The sequence below is a fragment of the Rhizobium lusitanum genome, assembly GCF_014189535.1.
GTDB classification, from domain to species: domain Bacteria; phylum Pseudomonadota; class Alphaproteobacteria; order Rhizobiales; family Rhizobiaceae; genus Rhizobium; species Rhizobium lusitanum_C.
Map to the genome: position 1 here is coordinate 1,179,015 of NZ_CP050308.1, position 25,034 is coordinate 1,204,048.

General features: G+C 61.0%; 23 protein-coding genes. 11 read left to right on the top strand and 12 right to left on the bottom strand.

Annotated elements, in window-relative coordinates; translation table 11 throughout:
* Nucleotides 1-116: 116 nt before the first annotated feature.
* Nucleotides 117-1,613: a glycerol kinase GlpK gene (gene glpK, locus HB780_RS19475; protein WP_183695241.1), complete on the bottom strand. Its 1,497-nt coding sequence runs from the start codon at nucleotides 1,611-1,613 to the stop codon at nucleotides 117-119.
* A gap of 234 nt (nucleotides 1,614-1,847) precedes the next feature.
* Between glpK and HB780_RS19480 the strand changes: the two genes are divergently transcribed.
* The 4 genes from HB780_RS19480 to xdhC all read left to right on the top strand — a co-directional run bounded on the left by HB780_RS19480 (nucleotide 1,848) and on the right by xdhC (nucleotide 7,612).
* Nucleotides 1,848-2,624, top strand: coding sequence for a 3-hydroxybutyrate dehydrogenase (locus HB780_RS19480; protein ID WP_183695244.1), 777 nt, complete (start codon nucleotides 1,848-1,850; stop codon nucleotides 2,622-2,624).
* A 69-nt stretch (nucleotides 2,625-2,693) separates the two neighbouring features.
* Nucleotides 2,694-4,163 carry a xanthine dehydrogenase small subunit gene (gene xdhA, locus HB780_RS19485; protein WP_183695247.1) on the top strand — a complete coding sequence of 490 codons (1,470 nt, stop codon included), beginning with the start codon at nucleotides 2,694-2,696 and terminating at the stop codon, nucleotides 4,161-4,163.
* Between the two features lie 2 nt (nucleotides 4,164-4,165).
* A complete protein-coding gene (xdhB, locus tag HB780_RS19490) occupies nucleotides 4,166-6,502 on the top strand; it encodes a xanthine dehydrogenase molybdopterin binding subunit (protein ID WP_183695251.1) in 2,337 nt (778 codons plus the stop codon).
* 294 nt (nucleotides 6,503-6,796) lie between these two features.
* Complete coding sequence (gene xdhC, locus HB780_RS19495) at nucleotides 6,797-7,612, top strand: xanthine dehydrogenase accessory protein XdhC (RefSeq protein WP_183695254.1); 816 nt, start codon at nucleotides 6,797-6,799, stop codon at nucleotides 7,610-7,612.
* Here the strand turns inward: xdhC and HB780_RS19500 are convergent.
* Nucleotides 7,588-7,791, bottom strand: coding sequence for a hypothetical protein (locus tag HB780_RS19500; RefSeq protein WP_183695257.1), 204 nt, complete (start codon nucleotides 7,789-7,791; stop codon nucleotides 7,588-7,590). The two genes, xdhC and HB780_RS19500, sit on opposite strands and share 25 nt — an antisense overlap.
* Before the next feature lie 81 nt (nucleotides 7,792-7,872).
* Between HB780_RS19500 and HB780_RS19505 the strand changes: the two genes are divergently transcribed.
* Complete coding sequence (locus HB780_RS19505; protein WP_183695260.1) at nucleotides 7,873-8,790, top strand: LysR substrate-binding domain-containing protein; 918 nt, start codon at nucleotides 7,873-7,875, stop codon at nucleotides 8,788-8,790.
* A 3-nt stretch (nucleotides 8,791-8,793) separates the two neighbouring features.
* Here HB780_RS19505 and HB780_RS19510 read toward each other — a convergent pair whose 3' ends face one another.
* Nucleotides 8,794-9,126, bottom strand: a complete 333-nt coding sequence (locus HB780_RS19510; protein WP_183695263.1) for a hypothetical protein — start codon at nucleotides 9,124-9,126, stop codon at nucleotides 8,794-8,796.
* A gap of 208 nt (nucleotides 9,127-9,334) precedes the next feature.
* Here HB780_RS19510 and HB780_RS19515 point away from each other — a divergent pair, with 208 nt between their 5' ends.
* The 3 genes from HB780_RS19515 to HB780_RS19525 all read left to right on the top strand — a co-directional run bounded on the left by HB780_RS19515 (nucleotide 9,335) and on the right by HB780_RS19525 (nucleotide 13,112).
* Nucleotides 9,335-10,573 (top strand): urate hydroxylase PuuD, encoded by a 1,239-nt coding sequence (locus HB780_RS19515; RefSeq protein ID WP_183695266.1) that lies wholly within the window; start codon nucleotides 9,335-9,337, stop codon nucleotides 10,571-10,573.
* Nucleotides 10,570-11,877, top strand: a complete 1,308-nt coding sequence (guaD, locus tag HB780_RS19520; RefSeq protein ID WP_183695269.1) for a guanine deaminase — start codon at nucleotides 10,570-10,572, stop codon at nucleotides 11,875-11,877. The genes HB780_RS19515 and guaD overlap by 4 nt, the downstream gene beginning before the upstream one ends.
* Before the next feature lie 95 nt (nucleotides 11,878-11,972).
* The gene (locus HB780_RS19525; RefSeq protein ID WP_183695272.1) at nucleotides 11,973-13,112 is read left to right on the top strand and encodes an alpha-hydroxy acid oxidase; all 1,140 of its coding nucleotides are present in this window, start codon (nucleotides 11,973-11,975) and stop codon (nucleotides 13,110-13,112) included.
* On the opposite strand, the gene HB780_RS19530 is transcribed toward HB780_RS19525, so the two are convergent.
* The 8 genes from HB780_RS19530 to HB780_RS19565 all read right to left on the bottom strand — a co-directional run bounded on the left by HB780_RS19530 (nucleotide 13,109) and on the right by HB780_RS19565 (nucleotide 18,632).
* A complete protein-coding gene (locus HB780_RS19530) occupies nucleotides 13,109-13,849 on the bottom strand; it encodes a metallophosphoesterase family protein (RefSeq protein ID WP_183695275.1) in 741 nt (246 codons plus the stop codon). The genes HB780_RS19525 and HB780_RS19530 overlap by 4 nt on opposite strands.
* A gap of 3 nt (nucleotides 13,850-13,852) precedes the next feature.
* Entirely contained in the window at nucleotides 13,853-14,209 is a 357-nt protein-coding gene (uraH, locus tag HB780_RS19535; RefSeq protein ID WP_183695279.1) for a hydroxyisourate hydrolase, read from the bottom strand.
* Nucleotides 14,206-14,706, bottom strand: a complete 501-nt coding sequence (locus tag HB780_RS19540) for an ureidoglycolate lyase (RefSeq protein WP_183695282.1) — start codon at nucleotides 14,704-14,706, stop codon at nucleotides 14,206-14,208. Before HB780_RS19540 ends, uraH begins: the two co-directional genes overlap by 4 nt.
* A gap of 5 nt (nucleotides 14,707-14,711) precedes the next feature.
* On the bottom strand, nucleotides 14,712-15,074 hold the full coding sequence (locus tag HB780_RS19545) for a HepT-like ribonuclease domain-containing protein (protein ID WP_183695285.1): 363 nt from the start codon (nucleotides 15,072-15,074) through the stop codon (nucleotides 14,712-14,714).
* A gap of 34 nt (nucleotides 15,075-15,108) precedes the next feature.
* Nucleotides 15,109-15,612 (bottom strand): 2-oxo-4-hydroxy-4-carboxy-5-ureidoimidazoline decarboxylase, encoded by a 504-nt coding sequence (gene uraD, locus HB780_RS19550; RefSeq protein ID WP_183695287.1) that lies wholly within the window; start codon nucleotides 15,610-15,612, stop codon nucleotides 15,109-15,111.
* 1 nt (nucleotide 15,613) lies between these two features.
* Complete coding sequence (gene puuE, locus HB780_RS19555) at nucleotides 15,614-16,537, bottom strand: allantoinase PuuE (RefSeq protein ID WP_183695290.1); 924 nt, start codon at nucleotides 16,535-16,537, stop codon at nucleotides 15,614-15,616.
* Nucleotides 16,538-16,633: 96 nt separating this feature from the next.
* On the bottom strand, nucleotides 16,634-17,341 hold the full coding sequence (locus tag HB780_RS19560) for a DUF1045 domain-containing protein (protein ID WP_183695293.1): 708 nt from the start codon (nucleotides 17,339-17,341) through the stop codon (nucleotides 16,634-16,636).
* 106 nt (nucleotides 17,342-17,447) lie between these two features.
* Nucleotides 17,448-18,632 (bottom strand): NAD(P)/FAD-dependent oxidoreductase, encoded by a 1,185-nt coding sequence (locus HB780_RS19565; RefSeq protein ID WP_183695296.1) that lies wholly within the window; start codon nucleotides 18,630-18,632, stop codon nucleotides 17,448-17,450.
* On the opposite strand from HB780_RS19565, the gene mnmD reads away from it, so the two are divergent.
* Nucleotides 18,631-19,365: a tRNA (5-methylaminomethyl-2-thiouridine)(34)-methyltransferase MnmC2 gene (mnmD, locus tag HB780_RS19570; RefSeq protein WP_183695299.1), complete on the top strand. Its 735-nt coding sequence runs from the start codon at nucleotides 18,631-18,633 to the stop codon at nucleotides 19,363-19,365. The two genes, HB780_RS19565 and mnmD, sit on opposite strands and share 2 nt — an antisense overlap.
* On the opposite strand, the gene HB780_RS19575 is transcribed toward mnmD, so the two are convergent.
* A complete protein-coding gene (locus tag HB780_RS19575) occupies nucleotides 19,362-22,622 on the bottom strand; it encodes a response regulator (RefSeq protein ID WP_183695302.1) in 3,261 nt (1,086 codons plus the stop codon). The two genes, mnmD and HB780_RS19575, sit on opposite strands and share 4 nt — an antisense overlap.
* A 215-nt stretch (nucleotides 22,623-22,837) precedes the next feature.
* Between HB780_RS19575 and HB780_RS19580 the strand changes: the two genes are divergently transcribed.
* Together HB780_RS19580 and HB780_RS19585 are read left to right on the top strand one after the other, a co-directional pair.
* Nucleotides 22,838-24,424 (top strand): trimethylamine methyltransferase family protein, encoded by a 1,587-nt coding sequence (locus tag HB780_RS19580; RefSeq protein WP_183695304.1) that lies wholly within the window; start codon nucleotides 22,838-22,840, stop codon nucleotides 24,422-24,424.
* Between the two features lie 145 nt (nucleotides 24,425-24,569).
* Nucleotides 24,570-24,893, top strand: a complete 324-nt coding sequence (locus HB780_RS19585; RefSeq protein WP_183695307.1) for a hypothetical protein — start codon at nucleotides 24,570-24,572, stop codon at nucleotides 24,891-24,893.
* Nucleotides 24,894-25,034 lie beyond the last annotated feature (141 nt).

Below are 25,034 nucleotides of genomic sequence, written 5' to 3' on the forward strand. Positions count from 1 at the left end.
CGAGATGTTGCCGGGTCGCTCGTAGGATCAACTATCGCTGCTTCGAGTTGCATTAGGAAAATAAAGAAATCTTACACGATCAAATCTTAGGTGAGCTGTGCACCGAATTTGTCCTGTTATCCCGCGCTCAAGGTCCGCCGCACCGCGTCTTTCCATCCCTTGAGCTTGCCGCTCCGCGTTTTCTCGTCCATCGCCGGCTCGAAACGTTGGTCGCGGGCCCAGGCCTTGGCAAAGCCCTCGCGGTCCGGCCAGACACCGGCGCGGCTGCCGGCAAGCCAGGCGGCGCCGAGTGCCGTGGTCTCGAGGATGGTGGGGCGATCGACGGGGGCGTCGAGCAGGTCGGCAAGCCGTTGCATCGTCCAGTCGGAGGCGACCATGCCGCCATCGACGCGCAGTACCGTCTCCTTGCCGCTGCCATTGCGCCAATCCTTGTGCATGGCATCCAGCAGGTCACGCGACTGGTAGCACACGGCTTCCAGCGCGGCGCGGACGATTTCCTCAGGGCCGGTATTGCGCGTCAGCCCGAAGATCGCACCACGCGCATCCGGATCCCAATGCGGAGCACCAAGGCCGGTGAAGGCCGGCACGAGATAGACCTCCTGCAACGGATCGGCCTTTTCCGCCAGTGCGCCGGAATCGGCGGCGCTCTTGATCACCTTTAACCCATCGCGCAGCCATTGCACGGCCGCCCCTGCAATGAAGATCGACCCCTCCAGCGCATAGGTCGTCTCCCCGTTCAGCCGGTAGGCGATGGTGGTCAGCAGCCGGTTCTTCGAACGCACAATGTCCGTGCCGGTATTGAGCAGCGCGAAGCAGCCGGTGCCATAGGTGGACTTCATCATGCCGCGCTCGAAGCAGGCCTGGCCGATGGTGGCCGCCTGCTGATCGCCGGCAACGCCGAGGATGGGAATGGCTGCACCGAAAAGCGATGCATCGGTGACGCCGAAATCGGCGGCGCAATCCTTCACCTCCGGCAGCATGGCGGCGGGCACGCGCAGGATCTCAAGCAGATCCTCGTCCCACTCATTGCTGGCAATATTGTACATCAACGTCCGCGAGGCGTTGGTCGCATCGGTCACGAAGCTCTTGCCGCCGGTCAGCCGCCAGATCAGGAAGGTGTCGATGGTGCCGAAGCAGAGCTCGCCCTTGGCGGCCCGGGCTCGCGCGCCCTTCACATTGGCCAGCATCCAGGAAAGCTTGGTGCCGGAAAAATAAGGATCGAGCAGCAGGCCGGTGCGGCGAGTGAAGAGCTTCTCCAGATCCTGCCGCTTCAGCTTGTCGCAATAGCTCGCGGTACGGCGGTCCTGCCAGACGATGGCATTGTGGATCGGCTTGCCGGTATCGCGGTCCCAGACGACAACGGTTTCGCGCTGGTTGGTGATGCCGACGGCAGCGATATCCTTTGCCGTGATGCCGGCTGCCGTAATGGCCTTGCCGACAGTGAACAGCACGGAAGCCCAGATTTCCTCCGGATCATGCTCGACCCAGCCGGGTTTCGGATAGTGTTGCGTGAACTCTTTCTGTCCGACGCCGGCAACCTTCATATTGCCATCGAAAACGATCGCCCGTGTCGAGGTCGTTCCCTGGTCGATCGCCAAGACATAGCCGCCCATGCATTCCTCCCGATAGTTCTGTCTTTAAAACAACAGATACGACAGCAAAACGAATGTGAAAAGAAAGCAAAACGAAATTTTTGTCGAAAACGTCCCGTTCCCGCTCGCGAATATATGAAGCATGCTGTCGCAAAAGAGTCTTGCAGCGATGCGATTGCCATATTCGCCGGTTTGGGACTAACCTCAGACTGCTATTGCGCTGCACCAAGATGCCGCGCGTCCAAGGAGAAGATCATGGCAAGAACAGTCGTTGTCACCGGGTCTACAAGCGGTATCGGCCTCGCCATCGCGACCGCCTTCGCCGCGAAGGGTGAAAACATCGTCATCAACGGCTTCGGCAAGCCCGAGGAAATCGATGCCATCAGAAACACGCTCGAAGCATCCGGCGGCGGCAAAGTGATCTACCATCCAGCCGACATGACCAAGCCCGCAGAGATCGCCGACCTGATCGCGACCGCCAATTCGACCTTCGGTAGCGTCGACGTTCTGGTCAACAATGCCGGCATCCAGCATGTGGAGAAGATCGAGGATTTCCCGATAGACAAATGGGACCAGATCATCGCCATCAACCTGTCGAGTTCGTTCCATACCATTCGTGCGGCCGTGCCGCTGATGAAGGCGAAGAAATACGGCCGCATCATCAATATCGCGTCGGCCCACGCCCTCGTCGCCTCGCCGTTCAAATCCGCCTATGTGGCGGCAAAACATGGTATATTGGGCCTGACCAAGACGGTGGCACTCGAGCTTGCCGAATTCGGCGTCACGGTCAACGCGATCTGCCCAGGCTACGTCCTGACCCCACTCGTCGAAGCGCAGATCCCGGCCACGGCCAAGGCCCGAGGGATGACCGAGGAGCAGGTCAAGAACGAGGTGATCCTCAAGGCGCAGCCGACACACGAATTCGTCAAGGCCGAGGAGATCGGCGCATTGTCGATCTATCTTGCCAGCGACGACGCGCGCCAGGTCACCGGCACGCACGTCTCGATTGACGGTGGCTGGACTGCGGAATAACGATAGACGGTTAGGGCCGGATTCGGCGACACGTCCGGCCCTGAACGACAAAAAACAATTGGGAACGACATGAACGACAGCATCCGCTTTATCCTCAACGGCGAGGATATCTCACTTTCCAGCCTGCGCCCGACCGAGACGCTCCTCGACTTCCTGCGTCTCAACCGACATCTGACGGGAACGAAAGAGGGATGCGCGGAAGGCGATTGCGGCGCCTGCACGGTTCTGGTCGGCCGACTGATAGACGGTGGACTTCACTATGAGTCCGTCAACGCCTGCATCCGTTTCGTCGGCTCGCTGCATGCCACCCACGTCGTCACAGTCGAGCATCTGGCCGCCAAGGACGGCACGCTGCATCCGGTGCAGCAGGCCATGGTCGACTGTCACGGCTCGCAATGCGGCTTCTGCACACCGGGCTTTGTCATGTCGCTTTACGGGCTGTGGCTATCGACCGAAAAGCCGAGCCGGGAGCAGATCGAAAAGAGCCTGCAGGGCAATCTCTGTCGCTGCACCGGCTACGAGCCTATTGTCAAAGCGGCCGAACAGGTGGGCCTGAAGCGCCCGAGCGCCCTATTCGATCCGCTGGAAAAAACCCGGTCCGACATTGTCGCCCGCCTCTGGGCCTTACAGGGCGGCGATACCATCACCATCACCTCCGGCGAGGATCGGCTAATTATACCGGGCTCGGTTTTAGCTCTTGCGCAGGTGCTCGCCGACGAGCCGACGGCCACCGTTGTCGCCGGCTCCACCGATGTCGGCCTCTGGGTCACCAAGCAGATGCGCAAACTCGACCCGATCGTCTTCATTAATCACCTGACCGACCTGCAGAAGATCACCATCGAAGACACGGGCCTCACCATCGGCGCCGGCGTCACCTACAGCCGCGCCTTCACAGCCATTGCCGAAAAGATCCCGGCATTCGCAAGCCTGATCAACCGCATCGGCGGCGAACAGGTGCGCAATATGGGAACGATTGGCGGCAACATCGCCAATGGGTCACCGATCGGAGACACGCCACCACCGCTGATCGCGCTCGGCGCCACCGTCAAGCTGCGTTCGCTTGCCGGCAGCCGCACTTTGCCCTTGGAGGATTTCTTCATCGACTACGGCAAGCAGGACCGTAATCCCGGCGAATTCGTCGAAGGCATCTTCGTGCCCTACCCCGCCGAAGACATCCATTTCGCCGTCTATAAGATCTCCAAACGCCGTGATGAGGATATTTCGGCGCTCTGCGGCGCCTTCCATCTAGCGCTGGATCAGGCCGGCGATGTCGCCGATATCCGCATCGCCTTTGGTGGCATGGCGGGGACGCCGAAGCGCGCCCGCACTGTCGAGGCCGAGCTGATCGGCAAGCCCTGGACCGAGGCGACAGTCACCGCCGCCCGCCCCGCCTTCGATGTCGACTACGCGCCGCTCACCGACTGGCGCGCCACCGCCGAATACCGGCAACTAACCGCCAAGAACCTGCTGATCCGCTTCTATCTCGAAACGGCTGGCGCGCCGCAGGAATTGAAGCGCTTCGCAACGGTGGAGGCGTAATCATGGACAAGTCCACCTTCGAGGAACGCAAGGTCATCAATGGCTCGATGCATGGTTCGCAGAAGCACGACTCGGCGCACAAGCATGTGACGGGTAGCGCCGACTATATCGATGACCTGCCGGAACCGTCTGGCCTCCTGCATGGCGCGCTTGGCCTCTCCGACCGTGCCCATGCCGACATCGCCGGCATCGATCTTTCCGCCGTCAAAGCCTATCCGGGCGTCGTCTGGGTGTTCACCGGCAAGGACATCCCCGGCGTCAACGACACCAGCTCCAACGGCATGCATGACGAGCCGCTGCTCACCGAGACCAAGGTCGAGTTCCACGGCCAGCCGATCTTTGCCGTCATCGCCGAAACCCGCGATGCCGCCCGCCGCGCCGCACGGCTTGCCAAGATCGACTACCGCGACCTGCCGCATTGGAGCGATATCGACGGGGCGCTCGCCAATGGCAGCCCGCTGGTCTACGAGCCGATGACGCTGAAGCGCGGCGAGCCGGAAACCGAGATGGCCAATGCCAGGCACCGCATCAAGGCGCAGATGCGCATCGGTGGCCAGGAGCATTTCTATCTCGAAAGCCACATCGCCATGGCGATCCCCGGCGAAGACGATGAAGTAACCGTCTGGTCCTCCACCCAGCATCCGAGCGAAATCCAGCACATCGTCGGCCATGTGCTGAACATTCCGTCCAATGCCGTCACCGTAAACGTGCGCCGCATGGGCGGCGGCTTCGGCGGCAAGGAGACGCAGGGCAACCAGTTCGCCGCACTCGCCGCCGTCGCCGCCAAGAAGCTCGGCCGTGCGGTCAAATTTCGTCCCGACCGCGACGAGGACATGGCCGCCACCGGCAAGCGTCACGACTTCCTGGTCGACTACGAAATCGGCTTCGACGATGAGGGCCGCATTCATGCGGTCGACGCGACCTATGCCGCCCGCTGCGGCTTCTCCTCCGACCTCTCCGGCCCGGTCACCGACCGCGCGCTGTTTCATGCGGATTCGAGCTATTTCTATCCGCATGTGCACCTCACCTCGAAACCGCTGAAGACGCATACCGTTTCCAACACCGCCTTCCGCGGCTTCGGCGGCCCCCAGGGCATGGTCGGCGGCGAACGGTTTATCGAGGAAATCGCCTATGCGCTCGGCAAGGATCCGCTGGAGATCCGCCGCGCCAATTTCTATGGCCAGCCCGGTTCCGGCCGAACGCTGACACCCTATCATCAGGAGGTGGAGGACAACATCATCCACCGCATCGTCGATGAGCTGGAAGAATCCTCCGATTATCAGGCGCGGCGCAACGCCATCATCGAATTCAACCGTTCCAGCCGCTTCATCCGCAAGGGCATCGCGCTGACGCCGGTGAAGTTCGGCATCTCCTTCACCATGACCGCCTTCAACCAGGCCGGCGCGCTGGTGCATGTCTATCAGGATGGCTCGATTCACCTGAACCACGGCGGCACGGAAATGGGCCAGGGTCTCTATACCAAGGTGGCGCAGGTACTGGCCGACAGTTTCCAGGTCGATATCGAGCGGGTGAAGATCACCGCAACTACCACCGGCAAGGTGCCGAACACCTCGGCAACCGCCGCCTCCTCCGGCTCGGACCTGAATGGCATGGCAGCCTTCGACGCCGCCCGGCAAATCAAGGAGCGGCTCATCGCCTTCGCCATGGAGAAATGGGGCGTCGGGGCCGAAGAAGTGCAGTTCCTGCCGAACCGCGTGCGCGTCGGCGACACCGAGATCCCCTTCCCTGATTTCATCAAACAGGCCTATTTCGGCCGTGTGCAGCTCTCGGCCGCCGGCTTCTACAAGACCCCGAAAATCCATTGGGACCGCAAGGCCGGGCGCGGCACGCCGTTCTTCTATTTCTCCTACGGTGCCTCGGTTTCCGAAGTCTCAATCGACACGCTGACCGGTGAATATCTGATCGACCGAACCGATATCCTCCACGATGTCGGCCGCTCGCTGAACCCGGCGATCGATATCGGCCAGGTGGAAGGCGCCTTCGTCCAGGGCATGGGCTGGCTGACCACCGAAGAGCTCTGGTGGGATGCCAAGGGTCGGCTGCGCACCCACGCGCCCTCGACCTACAAGATCCCGCTCGCCTCCGACCGCCCGAAGATCTTCAACGTCCGCCTCGCCGAATGGTCCGAAAATGCCGAGGCCACCATCGGCCGCTCCAAGGCCGTCGGCGAACCGCCTTTCATGCTGGCGATTTCCGTTCTCGAGGCCCTGTCCATGGCCGTTGCCAGCGTCGCGGACTACCGTGTCTGCCCACGGCTGGACGCACCCGCGACGCCGGAACGGGTGCTGATGGCGGTCGAGCGGTTGAAGGGGATGTGATGGTCTGGGAGAGGCCGCTCATTAAAGGATGCCCTTCGCTTGCGCTCAGGGTGTTCGCTGCTACGCGACGAACGCCCCCCTCTGCCCCTTTGGGGCATCTCCCCCACAAGGGGGGAGATTGGTAACCCGTGGTACCCTCTCGGACCAAATACAAATCGAAACTGTTGATACAGAGCCTCGTTGCTTTGTTCGGCAGCATGGTGCCCTCCCAACGATCTCCCCCCTTGTGGGGGAGATGTCACGAAGTGACAGAGGGGGGTACGCACTCTCCGCGTACTCCAAGGGTCACAACTCATGACCCAATCCCTGGAAACCTTCCTCGCCCAAAACCCACATACCATCCTGATCGAAATCATCGGCACGCAGGGGTCCACCCCACGTGAGGCCGGAACCTTCATGCTGGTCTCCACGGATCATATCTGGGGGACGATCGGGGGCGGGCAGTTTGAGTACCTGGCGATAGGCAATGCCCGTGAAATGCTGGCGGATACGGGCGGTATGGAGTTCATGGATATTCCGCTCGGCCCCGAGATCGGCCAATGCTGCGGCGGTCGCACGCAATTGCGCTGCCGGCCAGCGACGCCTGAGACGATCGACTCACTAAAGCTAAGGCTTCGGGACGAAAGCGGCGATTGGCCGGAGGTCTATCTCTTCGGCGCTGGCCATGTCGGTCGCGCGCTGGCGATCGCGCTGAAACCGCTTCCGCTTGTCACCACCGTCATCGAGACGCGGCAGGAGGAGTTGGACGAACTCCCCGCTGATATCAACGCCCGCCTCGCCGCCATGCCGGAAGCCTTGATATCGGATATTCCGGCAGGCGCGGCAGTTGTCATCCTCACGCATGACCACGCGCTGGATTTCCTCATCGCCCAGCAAGCGCTTGCCCGCACCGATCTCGCCTATGTCGGCATGATCGGTTCGGCGACCAAGCGCGCCACCTTCTCGCATTGGCTCGCTCGCGAAGGCGGCGACAAGACCACGCTCGACCGGCTGACGCTGCCGATCGGCGGCGGGGCGGTGAAGGACAAGCGTCCCGAAGTCATCGCCGCCATGACCACCGCCGAACTGCTGACGACCTTTGCGACCTACCGCATCCGATCATCCTCGTAGTGCGGCGCCCGCCCGTCGAGAAATCCGAGGTCGCGCTTGATCTGCTCGGACATCTCGTCGAGATCAAGCCGCGGCGCCGGCTTCGTGTGGCCGGCGAAGGCCTTTGACAGCACCGCCGCCACGCGAGCCAGAACGGACGGCCTCGCGACATTAGCTTGCTCTACAGCATAGTAATCCATGACGACACCTCAATCCAATCGATGATATGGATTGCAGTTTGCGGCGGAAAATGCTGAAATTCCAATCGAACAATCGTCTGCATGCATAAAGAGAGCTTATCCATGAAGCTGTCGAAACAGTTTCCGCTGAACGCACTCCGCGTCTTCGAAGCCGCAGCCAGGCTCGGTAGTTTTACGCGCGCCGGCGAGGAACTGGGCATGACGCAGACGGCGGTGAGCTACCAGATCAAGCTGCTGGAGGAGAATATCGGCGAGCCGCTGTTCCTGCGACGTCCACGCCAGATCGTGTTGACGGAAGTCGGCGAGCGATTGGCGCCGAAGGTGAGCGAGGCCTTCAGCATACTTCAGGATGCTATGGCTTCGGTCAGCGACGACCCCGAAATCATGCTTCTCATTCATTCAACGCCGACCTTCGCCTCGCAGTGGCTTGCGCGTCACCTCGGCTCGTTTCAGCTCAAGCATCCGAACATCGCGGTGAGGCTCTCCACCTCGGACACAATCATCGATTTCTCCCGTGTGTCGTCCGATATCGCCATTCGCAGCGGACGCGGAGCATGGCCGGGCTTACGTGCGCATCTATTGATGAAGGTCAATTTCACGCCGATGCTGAGCCCAGAGCTCGCCGCCAGCATCGGCGGCGTCCATACACCAAGCGATCTGCTGAAACTCCGGATCATCGATGCCGGCGATCCGTGGTGGGTGCAATGGTTCGAGGCGGCCGGAGTGCCCGATCCCGGCCTGCAAGGCAGACCGAGAAGCAGGTTGGGAGCACAATCCTTCGAGGCAAGCGCTGCCATCGCCGGACAAGGCGTCGCGGTCCTGACACCAGAATTCTATGTCGACGACCTTGCCGCCGGCCGGCTGCTTCAGCCCTTCGATATCCTCTGCAACGACGGTATGAATTATTGGCTCGCCTACCCGGAAAGCAGACGCCATACGCCGCGAATCCGTGCCTTCAAGAACTGGATCCTCGGCGAATTCGGCATGCCGCTGGAATAGAGCTCAATAGGCCATATCCGGCGCGTAGAAACAGCGTGGCGTATTCTCGTCGGGAAACAGGCAGAGATGATAGGAGCCATCAGGCGAACGCATCGTCTTGCCCTGCGGCAGCGTAAAGATATGAGCATGCGTCACATAGCGATGATCGCCCGGTTCCAGCATGATCCGGTAACCACCCGGAATAACGGTGACCGTGCGCGACGGGATCATCTCGCAATCGCCGGTCTTGCTGTCGCCACTGCAACAGTAGGGATCATAGGCCCAGCCGGAAGGCGCGTCATGCGCCATGGCCGAGGTAGCAAAGAGAAAGAATACGAACGCCAGAATACCACGCATGGGCAATTCTCCGTCGAAATGGACGGCTGACGCGGACGCAGTCCGCTCAAAGCAGCCGATGGCGTTTCAAACTCGCCATATTCTGATCTAATGCGAGCCAAACGCTGGACAAGAGTGTCGCTTTTCCCTGACACATCAAACTCCCCTCTTCCCTCCGTCCCCAACATTTTGCAATGTGCCGAGTCGGAGGAAGAAAAAGGGGAACTGAATGTATGAATACGCCATCGCGTGGGAATGGCTGGCTTTTGCTGCCCGCTGGTTCCACGTCATAACCGCCATTGCCTGGATCGGTTCGTCCTTCTACTTCATCGCGCTCGATCTCGGGCTGGTGAAGCGTCCCCATCTTCCGCCCGGCGCCTATGGCGAGGAGTGGCAGGTGCATGGTGGCGGGTTCTATCACATCCAGAAATATCTGGTGGCCCCGGCCTCGATGCCGGAGCACCTGACCTGGTTCAAATATGAGAGCTATTTCACCTGGCTCTCCGGCTTCCTGATGCTCTGTATTGTCTATTACGGCGGCGCCAATCTGTTCCTGATCGACCGGCATGTGCTCGACGTCAGCGTTCCCGTTGCCATCCTGATCTCGCTGGCCTCGCTCGCCGGCGGCTGGATCGTCTACGACCTGCTCTGCAAGTCGCCGCTCGGCAACAATACCTGGGGCCTGATGGCGGTCCTCTATGCCGTCCTCGTCTTCATGGCCTGGGGCTACACGCATCTGTTCACCGGACGCGCGGCCTTCCTGCACCTCGGCGTGTTCACGGCGACGATCATGTCGGCCAATGTCTTCATGATCATTATCCCCAACCAGAAGGTCGTCGTCGCCGACCTGATCGCCGGACGCACGCCGGACCCGAAATACGGTCGCATCGCCAAGCAGCGTTCGCTGCACAACAACTACCTGACGCTGCCCGTCATCTTCTTCATGCTGTCGAACCATTATCCGCTGGCTTTCGGCACCGCCTATAACTGGGTCATCGCGGCACTGGTATTCCTGATGGGCGTCACCATCCGCCACTGGTTCAACACGACGCACGCCCGCAAGGGCCGCCCGACCTGGACCTGGATCGTCACCGTCATCCTCTTCATCCTGATCATGTGGCTTTCGACCGTGCCGAAGATACTGACTGGCGAGAAGGATGCAGAGGCCGTCGCGCCCGCCTTCCAGCAGTTCGCATCAGACGCCCATTTCCCGGCGGTAAAGCAGATGGTTTCGACGCGCTGTTCGATGTGCCACGCCGCCGAGCCGGTTTATGAGGGCATTGTGCGCCCGCCGAAGGATGTGAAGCTGGAAAACGACGCAGAAATCGCTATGCATGCCCGCGAGATCTATATCCAGGCCGGCCGCAGCCACGCCATGCCTCCCGGCAATGTCACAGAAGTGACGCCGGAGGAACGCAAGCTGCTGGTCGCCTGGTTCGAAAGCTCCGTCGGAGAAAAAGACCAATGACCACCCTTTTGCGCGGCCGCCTGCTTTCCTTCAAGCGTGCGCCGCAAAGCCTTGATGACACAGACAGCTATACCTATGAAAGCGATGGCGGCCTGCTGATCGAGAATGGCGTCATCGCCGCGATCGGCCCCTATGCCGAAGTGAAGGCAAAAGCGCCGGCAGACGTTGCCGAAGTCGACCACCGGCCGCATCTGATCTTGCCGGGCTTCATCGACATGCACCTGCATTTCCCGCAGATGCAGGTGATCGCCTCCTATGCCGCAAACCTGCTGGAATGGCTAAATACCTACACCTTCCCCGAGGAATGCCGCTTCGTCGAAAGCGCCCATGCCGAGCGCATCGCCACCCATTTCTACGACGAACTGATCCGCCACGGCACGACGACGGCGGTTGCCTATTGCTCCGTCCACAAGACCTCCGCCGATGCCTTTTTCGCCGAAGCCATGCGCCGCAACATGCGCATGGTCGGCGGCAAGGTGATGATGGATCGCAACGCGCCGCAGGGCCTGCTCGACACGCCTGAGATGGGTTACGACGAAACCCGCCAGGTGATATCAGACTGGCACGGCAAGGGCCGCAACCACGTCGCCATCACCCCGCGTTTCGCCATCACCTCGACGCCGGAGCAGATGGAAGCAACCGCAGCGCTTGCCCGCGAATTCCCCGACCTGCACATCCAGACGCATTTGTCCGAAAATCACGACGAGATCAAATTCACCGGCGAGCTTTATCCGGACGCGATCGACTATACCGACATTTACGCCCGTTACGGCCTGCTCGGCCCGAAAAGCCTGTTCGGCCATGCGATCCACCTGTCCGAGCGTGAAGCCGACGCCATGAGCGAGGCCGGCGCCATCGCCGTCCACTGCCCGACGTCCAACCTCTTCCTTGGCTCCGGCCTGTTCCCGCTGAAAGCGCTGGCGCGCCGTGAAAAGCCGGTTCGCATCGGCGTCGCCACCGACATCGGCGGCGGCTCCAGCTATTCGATGCTGCGCACCATGGACGAGGCCTACAAGATCCAACAGCTTCTCGGCGAACGCCTCAATCCGCTCGAAAGCTACTATTACATCACGCTCGGCAACGCCGAAGCCCTGTCGCTCGCCGACAAGATCGGCACGCTCGACCCCGGCACCGACGCCGACCTCACCATCCTCAATGCCGCCGCCACACCGGCCATGGCACTGAAGATGGAAGTGGTGAAAACGCTGCCCGAGGAATTGTTCCTGCTCCAGACGATGGGCGACGACCGGGCGATCGTGGAGACATATGTCGCGGGAAAACCTGCGAAATCAGTCTTGAATTGACAGCTTTCTCCCGCGATTATCAAAGTCTCACATCCGGAAACAAACCGTTCTGATCCAATCTCCCCATACCATTTTCGTCAAGAAGGCAGACCGCCATGACCGCGCCGCTCACCATTGCCGACCTGAGGCAGCTCGCTAAACGGCGCGTACCGAAAATGTTCTTCCAATACGCCGATTCCGGTTCCTGGACCGAGTCGACCTACGAAGCCAACGAAGCGGACTTCAAGAAGATCAAGCTGCGCCAGCGCGTCCTTGTCGACATGACCAACCGCTCGCTGGAAAGCACCATGATCGGCCAGAAGGTGTCGATGCCGGTGGCGCTGGCACCGACAGGGATGACCGGCATGCAGCATGCCGACGGCGAAATGCTGGCGGCGCGGGCGGCGGAAGAATTCGGCATTCCCTTCACGCTATCGACCATGAGCATCTGCTCGATCGAGGACGTGGCTTCCGCGACGACGAAGCCCTTCTGGTTCCAGCTCTACGTGATGAGGGATCGCGACTTTGTGATGAACCTCATCAGCCGCGCCAAAGCGGCCAAGTGCTCGGCCTTGGTGCTGACCGCCGATCTGCAGATCCTCGGCCAGCGTCACAAGGACATCCGTAACGGCCTCTCCGCGCCGCCGAAATTCACGCCGGAACACATCTGGCAAGTGGCGACACGACCGGCCTGGTGCATGAGCATGCTGCAGACGAAGCGGCGCACCTTCGGCAACATCATCGGCCACGCCAAAAATGTCACCAGCCTGAAATCACTGTCAACCTGGACGCACGAGCAATTCGATCCACGGCTGTCGTGGAGCGACGTCGCCTGGATCAAGGAACAATGGGGCGGGCCGCTGATCATCAAGGGCATTCTCGACGTGGAGGATGCCAAGGCCGCAGTCGACACCGGCGCGGACGCCATCATCATCTCCAACCATGGCGGCCGTCAGCTCGACGGTGCTCCCTCCTCCATCAGCATGCTGCCCAGCATCGTCGATGCGGTCGGCGATAGGATCGAGGTGCATTTCGACGGCGGCATCCGCTCCGGCCAGGATGTGTTGCGGGCCGTGGCGCTCGGCGCCAAGGGCACCTATATCGGCCGCCCCTTCCTCTATGGCCTCGGTGCCATGGGCAAGGACGGTGTAACGCTGGCGCTGGAGATCATCCGCAAGGAGCTGGACATGTCCATGGCGCTCTGCGGTAAGCGCGACATCAGGGCGGTGGACCGGGGAATTATCGCGGAGGGCTAACGCAGCCAGCCCGTCGCCAGCCCGCTCGCCCAATCGGCGCGGCCGTTTTGCGCGGCAAGCTCGGCCATTGCCCGATGATCGTAAGCCACCTGCCGGAAGGTCGGTACCCAGATGCCGTCGATCTTGTCCATGATGGCATAGGAGGCGAAGGGATGGCCTGCTTCGACCTTATGATAATGCGGAAGATCGTCGTCATAGGCCGGGCAACCAACACTGCCGGGATTGACGATCAGGCGACCGTCGGAAAGGCGGACGGCGCGCGGAATATGGCTATGGCCGCACAGGATCAGCGGAAAATCAATGCCGGCGGCGAAGGTTTCGATCTCTTCGAGTGACTTCAAACAGATATGACCGTCCGGCGAGACCGTTTCGAGCCAGTAGACATTATCGTTCGTCGGCGTCGCATGGCAGAGATAGGCTTCGTCCTTGTAGATCGTGCTGAAGGGCAAGGTGCGCAGCCAGTCGAGATGCGCCGGCGAAAGCTGGCTGAAAGCAATCTGCTCCCAACTCGGCATCGCGTCCGCCGGACTTTCGATCAAATAGCGATCGTGATTGCCACGAACCGTCACAGCGTGCAGGCCCAAGAGAATATCGGCCGTCCTCCCCGCCGTCAGCGGCCCGCTGAGGCAGTCACCTAGATTGACGATGTCATCGATGCCCTGCGCGCGGATATCGGCAAGCACCGCCTCCAACGCCAGATGGTTGCCGTGGATGTCCGCAATGACAGCAAAACGCAAAACTCAGCTCCCGCGATAGGTGGAATAGCCATAGGGCGAAATCAGCAGCGGCACATGATAATGCGCCGTCGTGTCGGCGATACCGAAACGGATTGGCACGAGATCGAGGAAAGCCGGATCGGTCAGCTTGGCCCCGCTTTCACGCAGATAATCGCCAGCATGGAAGAGCAGTTCATAGGTGCCGACGACAAAGCTGTCGCCGATCAGGATCGGCCCGCCATCGACGCGTCCGTCGGAATTGGTCGTCACCGTCTTCACATGCGTCCGAGCCTCGCCCTCGATCCTAAAGAGATCGATCACCAAGCCTTCGGCCGGCCTGCCGAGAGCAGTATCGAGCACATGGGTCGTCAATCCGGTCATAGGGTCGGCGCTCCGATGATGAAGGGGGTGTCGAAGAAGAATTCTTCCAGATTATTGCCCGGCCCGTCGCGATCGACAATGAGGAAATCACTCGGCTGATCGAGAGCCATCAGCGGATAGTGCCAGACATTGGCCCGATAGTTCACGCCCTGATCGCCGCGCGCCAGAAAGACATGCGGCCTGCCCGGCTTGCCGTCCTCATCCTTCGAAACGACGACAAGGAACGGACGAGCGTTGAGCGGCACGAAACTCTGGCTGCCAAAGGGGTGGCGTTCCATCATGTCGATCGCATAGGGGAAGGCGCGCGGCTGGCCGCGAAAGAGGTTCAGGATCACCCGCGCACCGTCGCCAAGGGCCTCTGCGCTGGAAAGCGCATGAAACCGCTCCGTCGTGCCGCCATTGATGAACCGCATCGTCGCCGGATCGGCCTCGATCACATCCCCGAACGGCGCGAAGGCGGCCTTTGTCAGAGGGTGAATTTCGAGTGTCTTGGTCATTGTGGTCATTCGCCTTCTGCCCGCCAGTGGCGGATCGCTTCGAGCTGGGATAGCAATTCCGGGACCGCATGCGCAACGGCAGCCCAGAGAGCTTCGACACCCATCGCAGCTTCTTCGGCCAATAGGCGCTTGCTCATGTCCCGCAGCGCGTTCCAGCGCACGTCCGGATGCTCGAGCTCAAATTCCGGATGTTTTTCCAGCAATTCCGTTGCCGCTGCACTGACGACGCAAAGGCTATAGGCGACAGCGGATTGCACAAGCTTGTTTCCAGCGAACGCGACCCCATCCATGCCTCGAACGAAAAGACGCGCCTCGTCCGCGGCTTTCTGCATGCGATCCAGATAATAGACAGGGCCTTGCGTAGTCATACCTAGGCCTTGTTGCCGAAAAGACGGAACCGCATCACACACCTCCATCCGGAAGCATGGATTGCAGGCGCAGCAGGGCGATCTTCTCCACCTGCGCAGTTGCGGTCGTAAATTCCGCGTCCCGGTCATTGCCGATCCGCGTTTCGAAGGCAGCAAGGATGTCGTCCTTGCCGAGACCCTTGACCGCGATAATAAAGGGAAAGCCGAATTTCGTCACGTAAGCCGTGTTGAGTTCGGTGAAGCGGGCATGCTCCTCGGGGCTTAGCCGATCAAGCCCTGCGCCGGCCTGCTCCTTGCGGCTATCCTCGGTGAGCCCACCGGCAATTGCCAACCGGCCGGCAAGATCGGGATGCGCCCGCAAGACGCCAAGCCGTTCATCCGCACTGGCAGCGCGGAAAATAGCGGCTAAAGCGACATGCACGCCGCCCGAGGTCAACGGCTCGGCAACGGGACCGGCGTCATAGGCACGTTCGGCGATGAACGGCGAGTGCTCGAAGACACCGCCGAAACGAGCCACAAATTTGTCACGCGACACCATCTCAGAGCGCGCCCGTGGGCAGGTGATGCTCGTGCCAATGATTGGCGATATCGATGCGCCTGGGCACCCAGACCTTGTCGTGCTTCAGCACATATTCGATGAAGCGCCTGAGCGCCGCCGCGCGACCCGGCCGTCCGACCAGACGGCAATGCAGGCCGACCGACATCATCTTCGGGCTGCCCTGCTTGCCCTCTTCATAGAGCGTGTCGAAGGCATCCTTGAGATAGGTGAAGAACTGATCGCCGGAATTGAAGCCCTGCGGCGTGGCGAAGCGCATGTCATTGGTGTCAAGCGTATAGGGGATGATCAGGAACGGCTTGCCGTTAAGGCCATCGACCCAAAAGGGAAGATCGTCGGCATAGGAATCCGACGAATAGAGGAAGCCGCCCTCTTCCATCACAAGCCGCAACGTATTGTCGGAAGGCTTGCCCTGATACATGCCGTAGGGCCGCTCTCCCGTCAGCTCGGTATGCAGACGCACGGCCTCGAGGATGTGCTTGCGCTCCAGATCCTCGGGGAAATCCTTGTATTCCAGCCAGCGATAACCGTGGCTGGCAATCTCCCAGCCCGCCTCTTTCATGGCGGCGACCGCTTCGGGGTTGCGCGCCATGGCAAGCGTCACGCCATAGACGGTCGCCTGTACCTTGAGCTCGGTGAACATGCGCCACAGCCGCCAGAAACCGGCGCGCGAGCCATATTCATAGATCGATTCCATGTTGAGATTGCGCTGGTTCGGCCAGGCTACCGCGCCGACGATTTCCGACAGCAGATTCTCCGAAGCCGGATCGCCGTCGAGAATGCTGCTCTCCCCGCCTTCCTCATAATTGATCACGAACTGCACCGCGACGCGGGCATCACTGGGCCATTTCGGATCGGGCGTGTTGCGGCCGTAGCCGACGAGATTGCGGGGATAGGTATCGGACATGAAAGCACCTTCTCGAATATGCGGAGACGGTAGCATCCACGGACGGAAAGTCGAGACGGAAAGTGCGAAACCCACTTTCCTTTCAATTATAGCCTGTTAGGCGATTTTGCGCGCGCTGATCTTGCCCATCGGATGCAGGGAATGCACGCGGAATGGCCCACCGGTGCCCTCTTCCATCATCAGCGCGATGTTCGATACCGGCACCGGCTCGGCAAGCGCCGGCTCGAAAAAATCACGCAATACCTGCTCCATGCGCGCCATGTCGGCGGGATTGACCGTGCCGGTCAGCATCATATGGAAGCGGAATTCGTCCATGACATGCGGGTGACCCCAGCGGTGCAGATTGGCGAATTGCGTCGCCGAAAGGCCGTCCGGGTCGCTGCGTTCAATTTCCGCCTCGGTCAGCGGCGCGCGGTAGTGATCGAAGGCCTGCATCACCGACGCGGCGAGGAAATGCATTTGCTGGCAGGGCACCGACGGCACCAGGCCAAAAGCGCTGCCGAGGCGCGCGGCTTCCAGCCGTGGAATCTCGAAGGGCGAGAGCGTGCCGGAAAAGCGCATGAGATCGCGCAGCAGCCCAGCCTCGGACATATTCTGTGCCAGACGAAACGGCGCCTTCAATGTGCCATTGAAGCCGTAGCGGCGCGGCACGGCGGTATGGAAAGCGATTTCGTGAATACCAAGCCCACGCGTGGCGGGCGGTTCAACCATCTCGCCGGAGTAGACATTGCGGCCGAGCCAATTCGCAGCCACGAGCGTCAGCGGATCGCTCGCGGACGGCGTGAAGCAAATGGCGTAGCGCATAAAATCTCCTCCAGAGGGCGATAAATCGGCTGATCCAGCCGGTTGCCGATGGGCAAGGAGATAGGTGATTTGCGTGACAGATTGACGACCTGAACGCAGCTTATGTTCACCTTTTATGTGATGCCACTACAATATGGTTCGAAAGCGCAAAGCCCTGTGGCAGCTTGAAAGAACACGGAATCTCCGCCGCTTCCAGAACTGCCGCCTCAGCCAGACGATGTGCCAGGCCGAAGCTGACTTTGAAACCGCCGGTGAGCGCGATCAGGCGCGGATGGTCCGGATGTACTCCTACCGTCGGGGCCCGATCGATCGCCTTCGGCCGCAGACCGGCCCAGCGCTCGACCACCTCGGCATCGGCAAGAACCGGCGCCATCGCTCGGGCGGCGGCGAGCAGAGCGTCCAACTGACTATCCGTCGACGTCGGATCGTCAAAACGGTTCTCGCTGGTGCTTCCGATCGCCACCAGCCCGCCCTCATGCGGAACGATATAGAGCCCATCGCGGAAGATCACCGGCAGGCCAGCATCGACATCCGCCTTCAGCAAAGCCGCCTGGCCCTTGACCGGCTGGCCGAGGGTGGAATGGCGGCCGGGGGTCAAGCCGTCGAGTATCGGAAAGGAGCTGTGACCGGCGGAAAGAATGCAGCGGCCAAAATGAATGGCATCCTCGCGGGTCACCGCGATACCGTTATCCGGATCGATGCTCTCGATCTCCACTCCCTCGACAAGCCGAACATGTTTCGCCTTGCCGAGAAACCCGGCCAGCACCTTCAGCAAGGCGCGCGGCGCGACGCGGGCAGCGAGCGTGTCGAAAACAAACCCGCTTTCGCCGGCGGCGGCATCGATCCAGCCGTCGACAGGCGCAGCGTCCAGCACCTGCCAATGAAACCGCCGCTCGTTATGGTGCCAATGCGTCTCGGCGTCCTGCGAATGAGCAAGCGCGATCCTGTGCAGATGCGGCTTCGGCAAGGGAATGAGCCGGCCGGAACGACGATATCCGGCGGAAAGCCCGGTTGCCGCTTCAAGTGCAGCAATGTCACTCTCCAGAGCCACCAGCGCATCGAACTGAAATTGCTTCTTCTCCGACCATTTGTCAGGCATATGCGGCATCAGCGCGCCGAGCAGGCCGCCGCTAGCTCCGCTTCCCAATCGGGCGCTGTCGACGAGCAGCGTCTCGATGCCCAGTCGCTCCGCATGCACCGCCGCCCACAGGCCCATGATACCGCCGCCGACGATCAGAAGTTCGACGGATGATTGACCGGCAGGCCCCGGAGGATTATCGGCTTTTCCCATGACAGATCCAGTTTCCGATCGGACGCACGCGGCCGAGACCACTGCAGTAAGCCAAGAGCTCGAATGGCGCGACGGCGATATGCCCTATTCGACCGCCTTTGGCGACCACTTTTATTGCCAGACCGACGGCCGGCTGGAATGCGGCCACGTCTTCCTTGCCGGTAATGGGCTGCCCTCACGCTGGGATGAACAGCAGAATTTCCTGATCGGCGAACTCGGCTTCGGCACCGGCCTGAATTTCTGCGAGACCTGGCGGCAATGGAAGCAGCATGGCGCGCCGAACTCGGAACTGCATTTCATGTCTTTCGAGCTTTACCCAATGCGCGCCGAGGAGATCGGCCGTGCGCTCACACGCTGGCCGGAGATCGACGCCGAGCGTCAGGGGCTTGTCGCCGCCTGGCCGGCAGAGCCGCACGGTATCGTCACGCTCACCCTTGATGCCCGCACGCGCCTCAGCGTCGTCTGTGGCCCGGCAATGGATGGCCTAAGCCAGGCAAAAGCAGGCTTTGACGCCTGGTATCTCGATGGCTTCGCGCCGTCGCGAAACGCCGATATGTGGTCGCCGGAACTGATGCAGCTTCTTTATGAGAAGACCGCCCCCGGCGGCAGCTTCGCCACCTATGCCGCAGCCGGCTTCGTGCGCCGCAACCTGCAGGCGGCAGGCTTCACGGTCGAGCGCCGCAAGGGCTTTGCTGGCAAGCGCGAAATGCTCTGCGGCATCAAACAGGCTTAACTGCGGGAACGTTCCGTCTTAAGCACGTCGTCGCCGAGCCAGCGGCGAACCTTGGCCTCCAGCAATTCCGGGCTGATCGGCTTCGACATGTAATCGTCCATGCCGGCCTCCAGGCACATATCACGGTCGACATCGAGCGCATGGGCGGTAACACCGACGATCGGCACATGGCACCCCAGCCCAGCCTCCGCCTCCAGCTGCCTGATGGTGCGCGTCGCCTGATGGCCGTTCATGACCGGCATCGAGACATCCATCATGATCAGCGATGGCCGCAGCTTAAGCCAAGCGTCCACGGCCTCCTGGCCATTCGGGACCACGAGGAAGCGCAGACCCGTGACCTGCAGGATCTGCGTAAAGACGATCTGGTTGACCTCATTGTCCTCAGCAACAAGGACATCGATGGCGCTGACGGGTCTTGCCGATACATCCTGCTCGACAGCCCGGATGGCGGCCTCCGCTTCGGCCTCTATCGGCAATTGCGAGGTGACCGCAGTCGCATAGCTGGTCATCCTTTGCCGGCGCGCCATGCGCACGACATCGATGATGGTGCTGCGCAGTACATTGGCACGCACAGGCTTCATCAGATGCGCCTGGCCGTTCAGTGCGGCGAACTCCTTGTCGCTGCCGACGACATCCATGGATGTCAGAAAAATCAGCGAAATGGCCTCGAAGCGGGCATCAGCGCGAATGATGCGCGCCACCTCGTCGCCATTCATGTCCGGCATATGGTAATCAAGGATCACAGCATCGACCGGCACACCCATGTCGAAAGCCGTACGAAGAATGGCGAGCCCCGTTTTACCGTCCTCAGCGGCGTACCCGTCAAAGCCCCATTGCTGCAACTGCTCGCTCAAGATCCGACGGTTGATCTCGTTGTCATCGATGACCAGAATGGCGGCGCCCTTGACATTGACCGGCACCGCGCGCGGTTCACTGCGCACCACTGCCGGCGGCATGGGCAGATGCACGGTGAAGACCGAGCCCTTGCCCCATTCGCTGTCGACGTCGAGATAGCCGCCGAAGAGATCGACCAGCCCGGCGGTGATCGCAAGACCGAGACCCGTGCCTTCGTGGCGGCGTGTGGAGGAGGCGTCGACCTGCGAAAACTTCTCGAAAATGGAATCGAGCTTCTCCTTGGAAATACCAAGGCCGGTATCCTCGACGCGAAGCGTCAGCATGACCTCGCCATTGTCGATCGGCTGGCTATCCACTTCGACCAGCACATGGCCGCGCTCGGTGAACTTGATCGCATTGCCAAGGAGGTTGGTCACGATCTGGCGGAAGCGGCCTGCGTCCCCCAGCACCATGGCCGGCACACCGGGCGTGGCACGGACCAGAAGCTCGATGTCCTTTTCGGCGGCCGGCGACGACAGAAGCGTCGCAACATCCTCAACCGCTTCGGCCGGATCGAAAGCAGCCGTGCGCAAACGCATCTGCCCGGCATCGATCTTTGAGAAATCCAGAATATCGTTGATGATCGTCAAAAGCGCATTGCCCGACTTGACGATGATATCGATGAAGGTCTTCTGCCGGGCGTCGAGATCGGTCTTGGCCAGCAATTCCGCCATGCCGAGAACGCCGTTCATCGGCGTGCGGATTTCATGGCTCATATTGGCGAGGAATTCGGATTTGGCCCGGTCGGCGGCTTCGCTGCGCGCCAACAGCAGCTGCAGTTCCGCCTCGCGCTTTTTCATCTCGGTGACGTCGGTCAGCACCACGGTCCAGCGGCGGCTCTCGCTCATCGTGGCTTCGAGCTGTATCCAGCGCTCAGCCGCCACCTGGAAGACCATCGAAACCGGCTTGTCCGCCGCCATGTTTTCGCGCCAGGCAAGCCGCAACGACTCCGGATCGGCACCGAAATCGCCGCGCGCAGCGCAATGATCAAAGGCGGCAGACCAGTGCTGGCCGACCTCCAGGCAATTCGCGGGAACGCACAGCATGTCCGTCAGCGCGTCGTTCGCCAGCATGATGATGCCGTCCTGCAAGATCAGCAGCCCTTGCGACATGGCATGCGTCGCGTCCGTCATCAGATCGCCGAGACGTTCCAGCGCAAGATGCGCCTCGCTGATCTCCAGCTCCTGCTGGCGCACGGAGGAGATATCGGCATAGGTGACGAGCGTGCGGCCGTTCGAAATGCGGCGCGTATCCATGATAACGGATTTGCCATCGGCAAAGCTCGTCTCGGTCTGGAGATTTGGCCCGGCGTTGCGGGAAGCGTCCATGCGCGCCTGGTAGATATCGTCGATACTGCCGGCATCGGCGCCGTAGCGACCAAGGTCGAAATTCCTGACGATCAGATCGCGAACAAGCCGGCCTTCGAAGCGCTCGTCCTTCGGGAAATCCCAGATGTCGTAAAAGGCATCATTGGTATATTCGATATTGCAATTGCTATCGTAGATCATCACGCCGATCGGCATGGAACGGAGAATGCTCCCGAGATCCTGATGCAATGCCTCGGCGCGCGCCTGCGCCTCGATCAACTGCGTCTCGCGCAGCTTCAACACGGAAATATCGTTCATGGAGCCGACGACATAACGCTTGCCGTCGGAGGTGACGACGCGGTTGACGCGCGTCATGATCGGATGCGTCACATTCTGCCGGTCGACCACCTGGCCCTCGAATGCGAGCGCATTCCCCTCGTTCAGCACCTGCTCGTTTTCAGCAAAATAGTCTTCAGCGCCGGTTTCGAACATCTCGTATTCTGTCTTGCCTAGCACCTCGGCACGGCTGAGCCCTGTGATCGCCGCATAGGCCTCGTTGGAATAGATCAGTCGATGACTGGCGTCGCGCACGAAGGAGGCAACCGGCAGGTCCTCGAGAATGGTGCGATAAAGCCCGGTCTCATCGACGCTTCCATCTGGAATACTATCGCTCCCCACTGCGGAGGGCGAAACCGAAGGCATAGCCGGCGCATCGAGAAATATGCCGAAGACATAGAGACGGTCTTCGGACGGTGAGAAGCTTTCGATCTGCACCCGCGACCGGACATGGCCCGTCGGATCAAAGCACAGCGCCGTCTCCTCGGACCCGAACACCAGTGCCCGGCGCTCCTTGTCCTCCCGGTCGACTTCCTCGCCGCTATCGAAGAGATCGCGGCTGCGATTGCCAATGAAATCGGAGATATCGCGCCGGAAAAACCGCGCATAGGCCTGGTTGACGGCGACATAGCGCAGATCGCTGTTCTTGACATAAGCCGGCTGATCCAGATCGGCGATCCGGCGGCAGGCCAACTCCAGCAATTCACCGTCCGAGCTCAACAGCGGCCCTCTTTTCACCGTTCGCGTTAGTTTACTAAACCAAGGCTGTATCACAAAGCGCTTTAACAAGGCGTTAACCATATTTTAGGCGCACAGAACGTCGTGTTCAGACTACTGACTATCCCAAAACGGTCACTCGCTGGTCGCAAACGACGGCAGCATCCGGCGCCGAACTCTGCCAAGAATCACATCCGGACAATGGCGGAGAAAGAGCGATGAGCGACGACACAACGACGGCCGTGCACGAGACCGATACCGCGACCGTGCCGGCAGAACGCCGCCGCCGGACCGGAGGCCGCGGTGGCGAACGCAGCCGCAAACCGAGTGGTGCGAAGTACCTCAACCTCGTCAACAATCTCACTCACACCGAGCTCCTGTCACCCGAGACACTGGACGATATTCACGAGACGTCGCTAACCATTCTCGAAGAGATCGGCATGGACATCATCCTGCCGGAAGCGCGCGAGCGCATGAAGGCGGCAGGTGCTGACGTCACCCCCGGCAGCGAGCGCGTCCGCTTCGATCGCGGCATGATCATGGAGTTGATCGCCTCCGTCCCATCGACCTTCACGCTGCATGCCCGCAACCCGCTCCGAAACGTTGAGATCGGCGGCAAGAACCTCGTCTTCGCTCAGGTCGCCTCCGCCCCTTTCGTCGCCGACCGCGAGGGTGGCAGGCGGGCCGGCAATCAGGAGGATTTTCGCAAGCTGATCAAGCTTGCCCAATCCTACGACGTCATCCACATGACCGGCGGCTATCCGGTCGAACCCATCGATATCCACGCCTCGGTGCGCCATCTCGACTGCCTCTCCGACATCGTCAAGCTGACGGACAAGGCCTTTCATTGCTATTCCCTCGGCAAGCAGAGAAATCTCGACGGCATTGAGATCGCCCGCATCGGTCGCGGCATCAGCATGGAGCAGATGGAGCACGAGCCGTCGCTCTTTACCATCATCAACTCCTCCTCTCCCCTGCGCCTCGACGGGCCGATGCTCCAGGGCATCATCGAGATGTCGTCGCGGGGCCAGGTTGTGGTCATCACGCCCTTCACGCTGGCGGGCGCCATGGCGCCGGTGACCATCGCCGGCGCGCTGGTGCAGCAGAATGCCGAAGCGCTCTGCGGCATCGCCTTCAGCCAGATGGTGCGCAAGGGCGCGCCGGTCATGTATGGCGGCTTCACCTCGAATGTCGACATGAAGACGGGCGCGCCGGCCTTCGGCACCCCGGAATATATGAAGGCGGTGATCGCGGGCGGCCAGCTTGCCCGCCGCTATGGCATCCCCTACCGCACCTCCAACACCAACGCCTCCAATACGCTAGACGCACAGGCCGCCTACGAATCGGCGCTGTCGCTCTGGGCACTGACCCAGGGCGGCGGCAATTTCGTGCTGCACGCCGCCGGCTGGAGCGAAGGCGGACTGACCGCTTCCTTCGAAAAATTCATCCTCGACGTGGACATGTTGCAAATGGTCGCCGAATTCCTGACGCCGCTGGATGTCAGCCAAGACGCGCTGGCGCTGGACGCTGTGCGCGATGTCGGCCCCGGCGGCCACTATTTCGGCACGGCCCATACGCTCGCCCGCTATGAAACCGCCTTCTATTCACCCATCCTCTCGGACTGGCGGAACTACGAGACCTGGGCGGAAGCCGGCCGGCCGACGACGTATGATCACGCCAACCGCATCTTCAAGGAAACCCTTGCCCGTTACGAGCGTCCGCCGCTCGATCCGGCAATCGAGGAAGAACTCGACGCCTTCGTGACAAAGCGTAAGCAAGAAGGCGGCGTTCCGACTGATTTCTAGAGCGAAATCAATAGGGTTTGCGCATATTTTATGAACAAAATTTAATGTGGCGAGCACCTGATTAGCCGCGACTTCGCCTCGTTTCCCGCCCAATTTCAACCTCGGCTTCGGCTGGGAGGCCTTTTGTTTTGGGAAAGGAATTTCAATGTCTGTGCTTCGAACCATAACCACTGCGGGCCTCATCGCGCTGACACTCGGCAGCGCGGCCGCCGCAACCACCACCACTGCCGCCGCTTCCGAGCGCGGTGCAATCTTCGGCGGCCTTGCTGCCGGCCTTGTCGGCGGCGCCCTTGTGGCAGAAGCCACCCGTCCGGCCTACCCGACTTATCCGGCCTACTATCGCTCCTATCCGGCCTATTACAATGGTCCGGTTTATGAGCGGGTCTACGAGCGTCCGTACCATAGCTGCTACTGGTCGTGGCGGCATGACCGCTGGGGCCAGCCCTATCGTGTCGAGCTCTGCCGTTAGGGCCAATCTGCCAATCCAGGGACCTGTTGATGCCGCCGGGCTTCCGGCGGCATTTTTATTGCGCCTGCGAATAAGCTTTCGCCCGTACCCCTTGACTTTAGCGGCGAATAGGACCAAATGCGCATCAGCTTTCACCTTCCG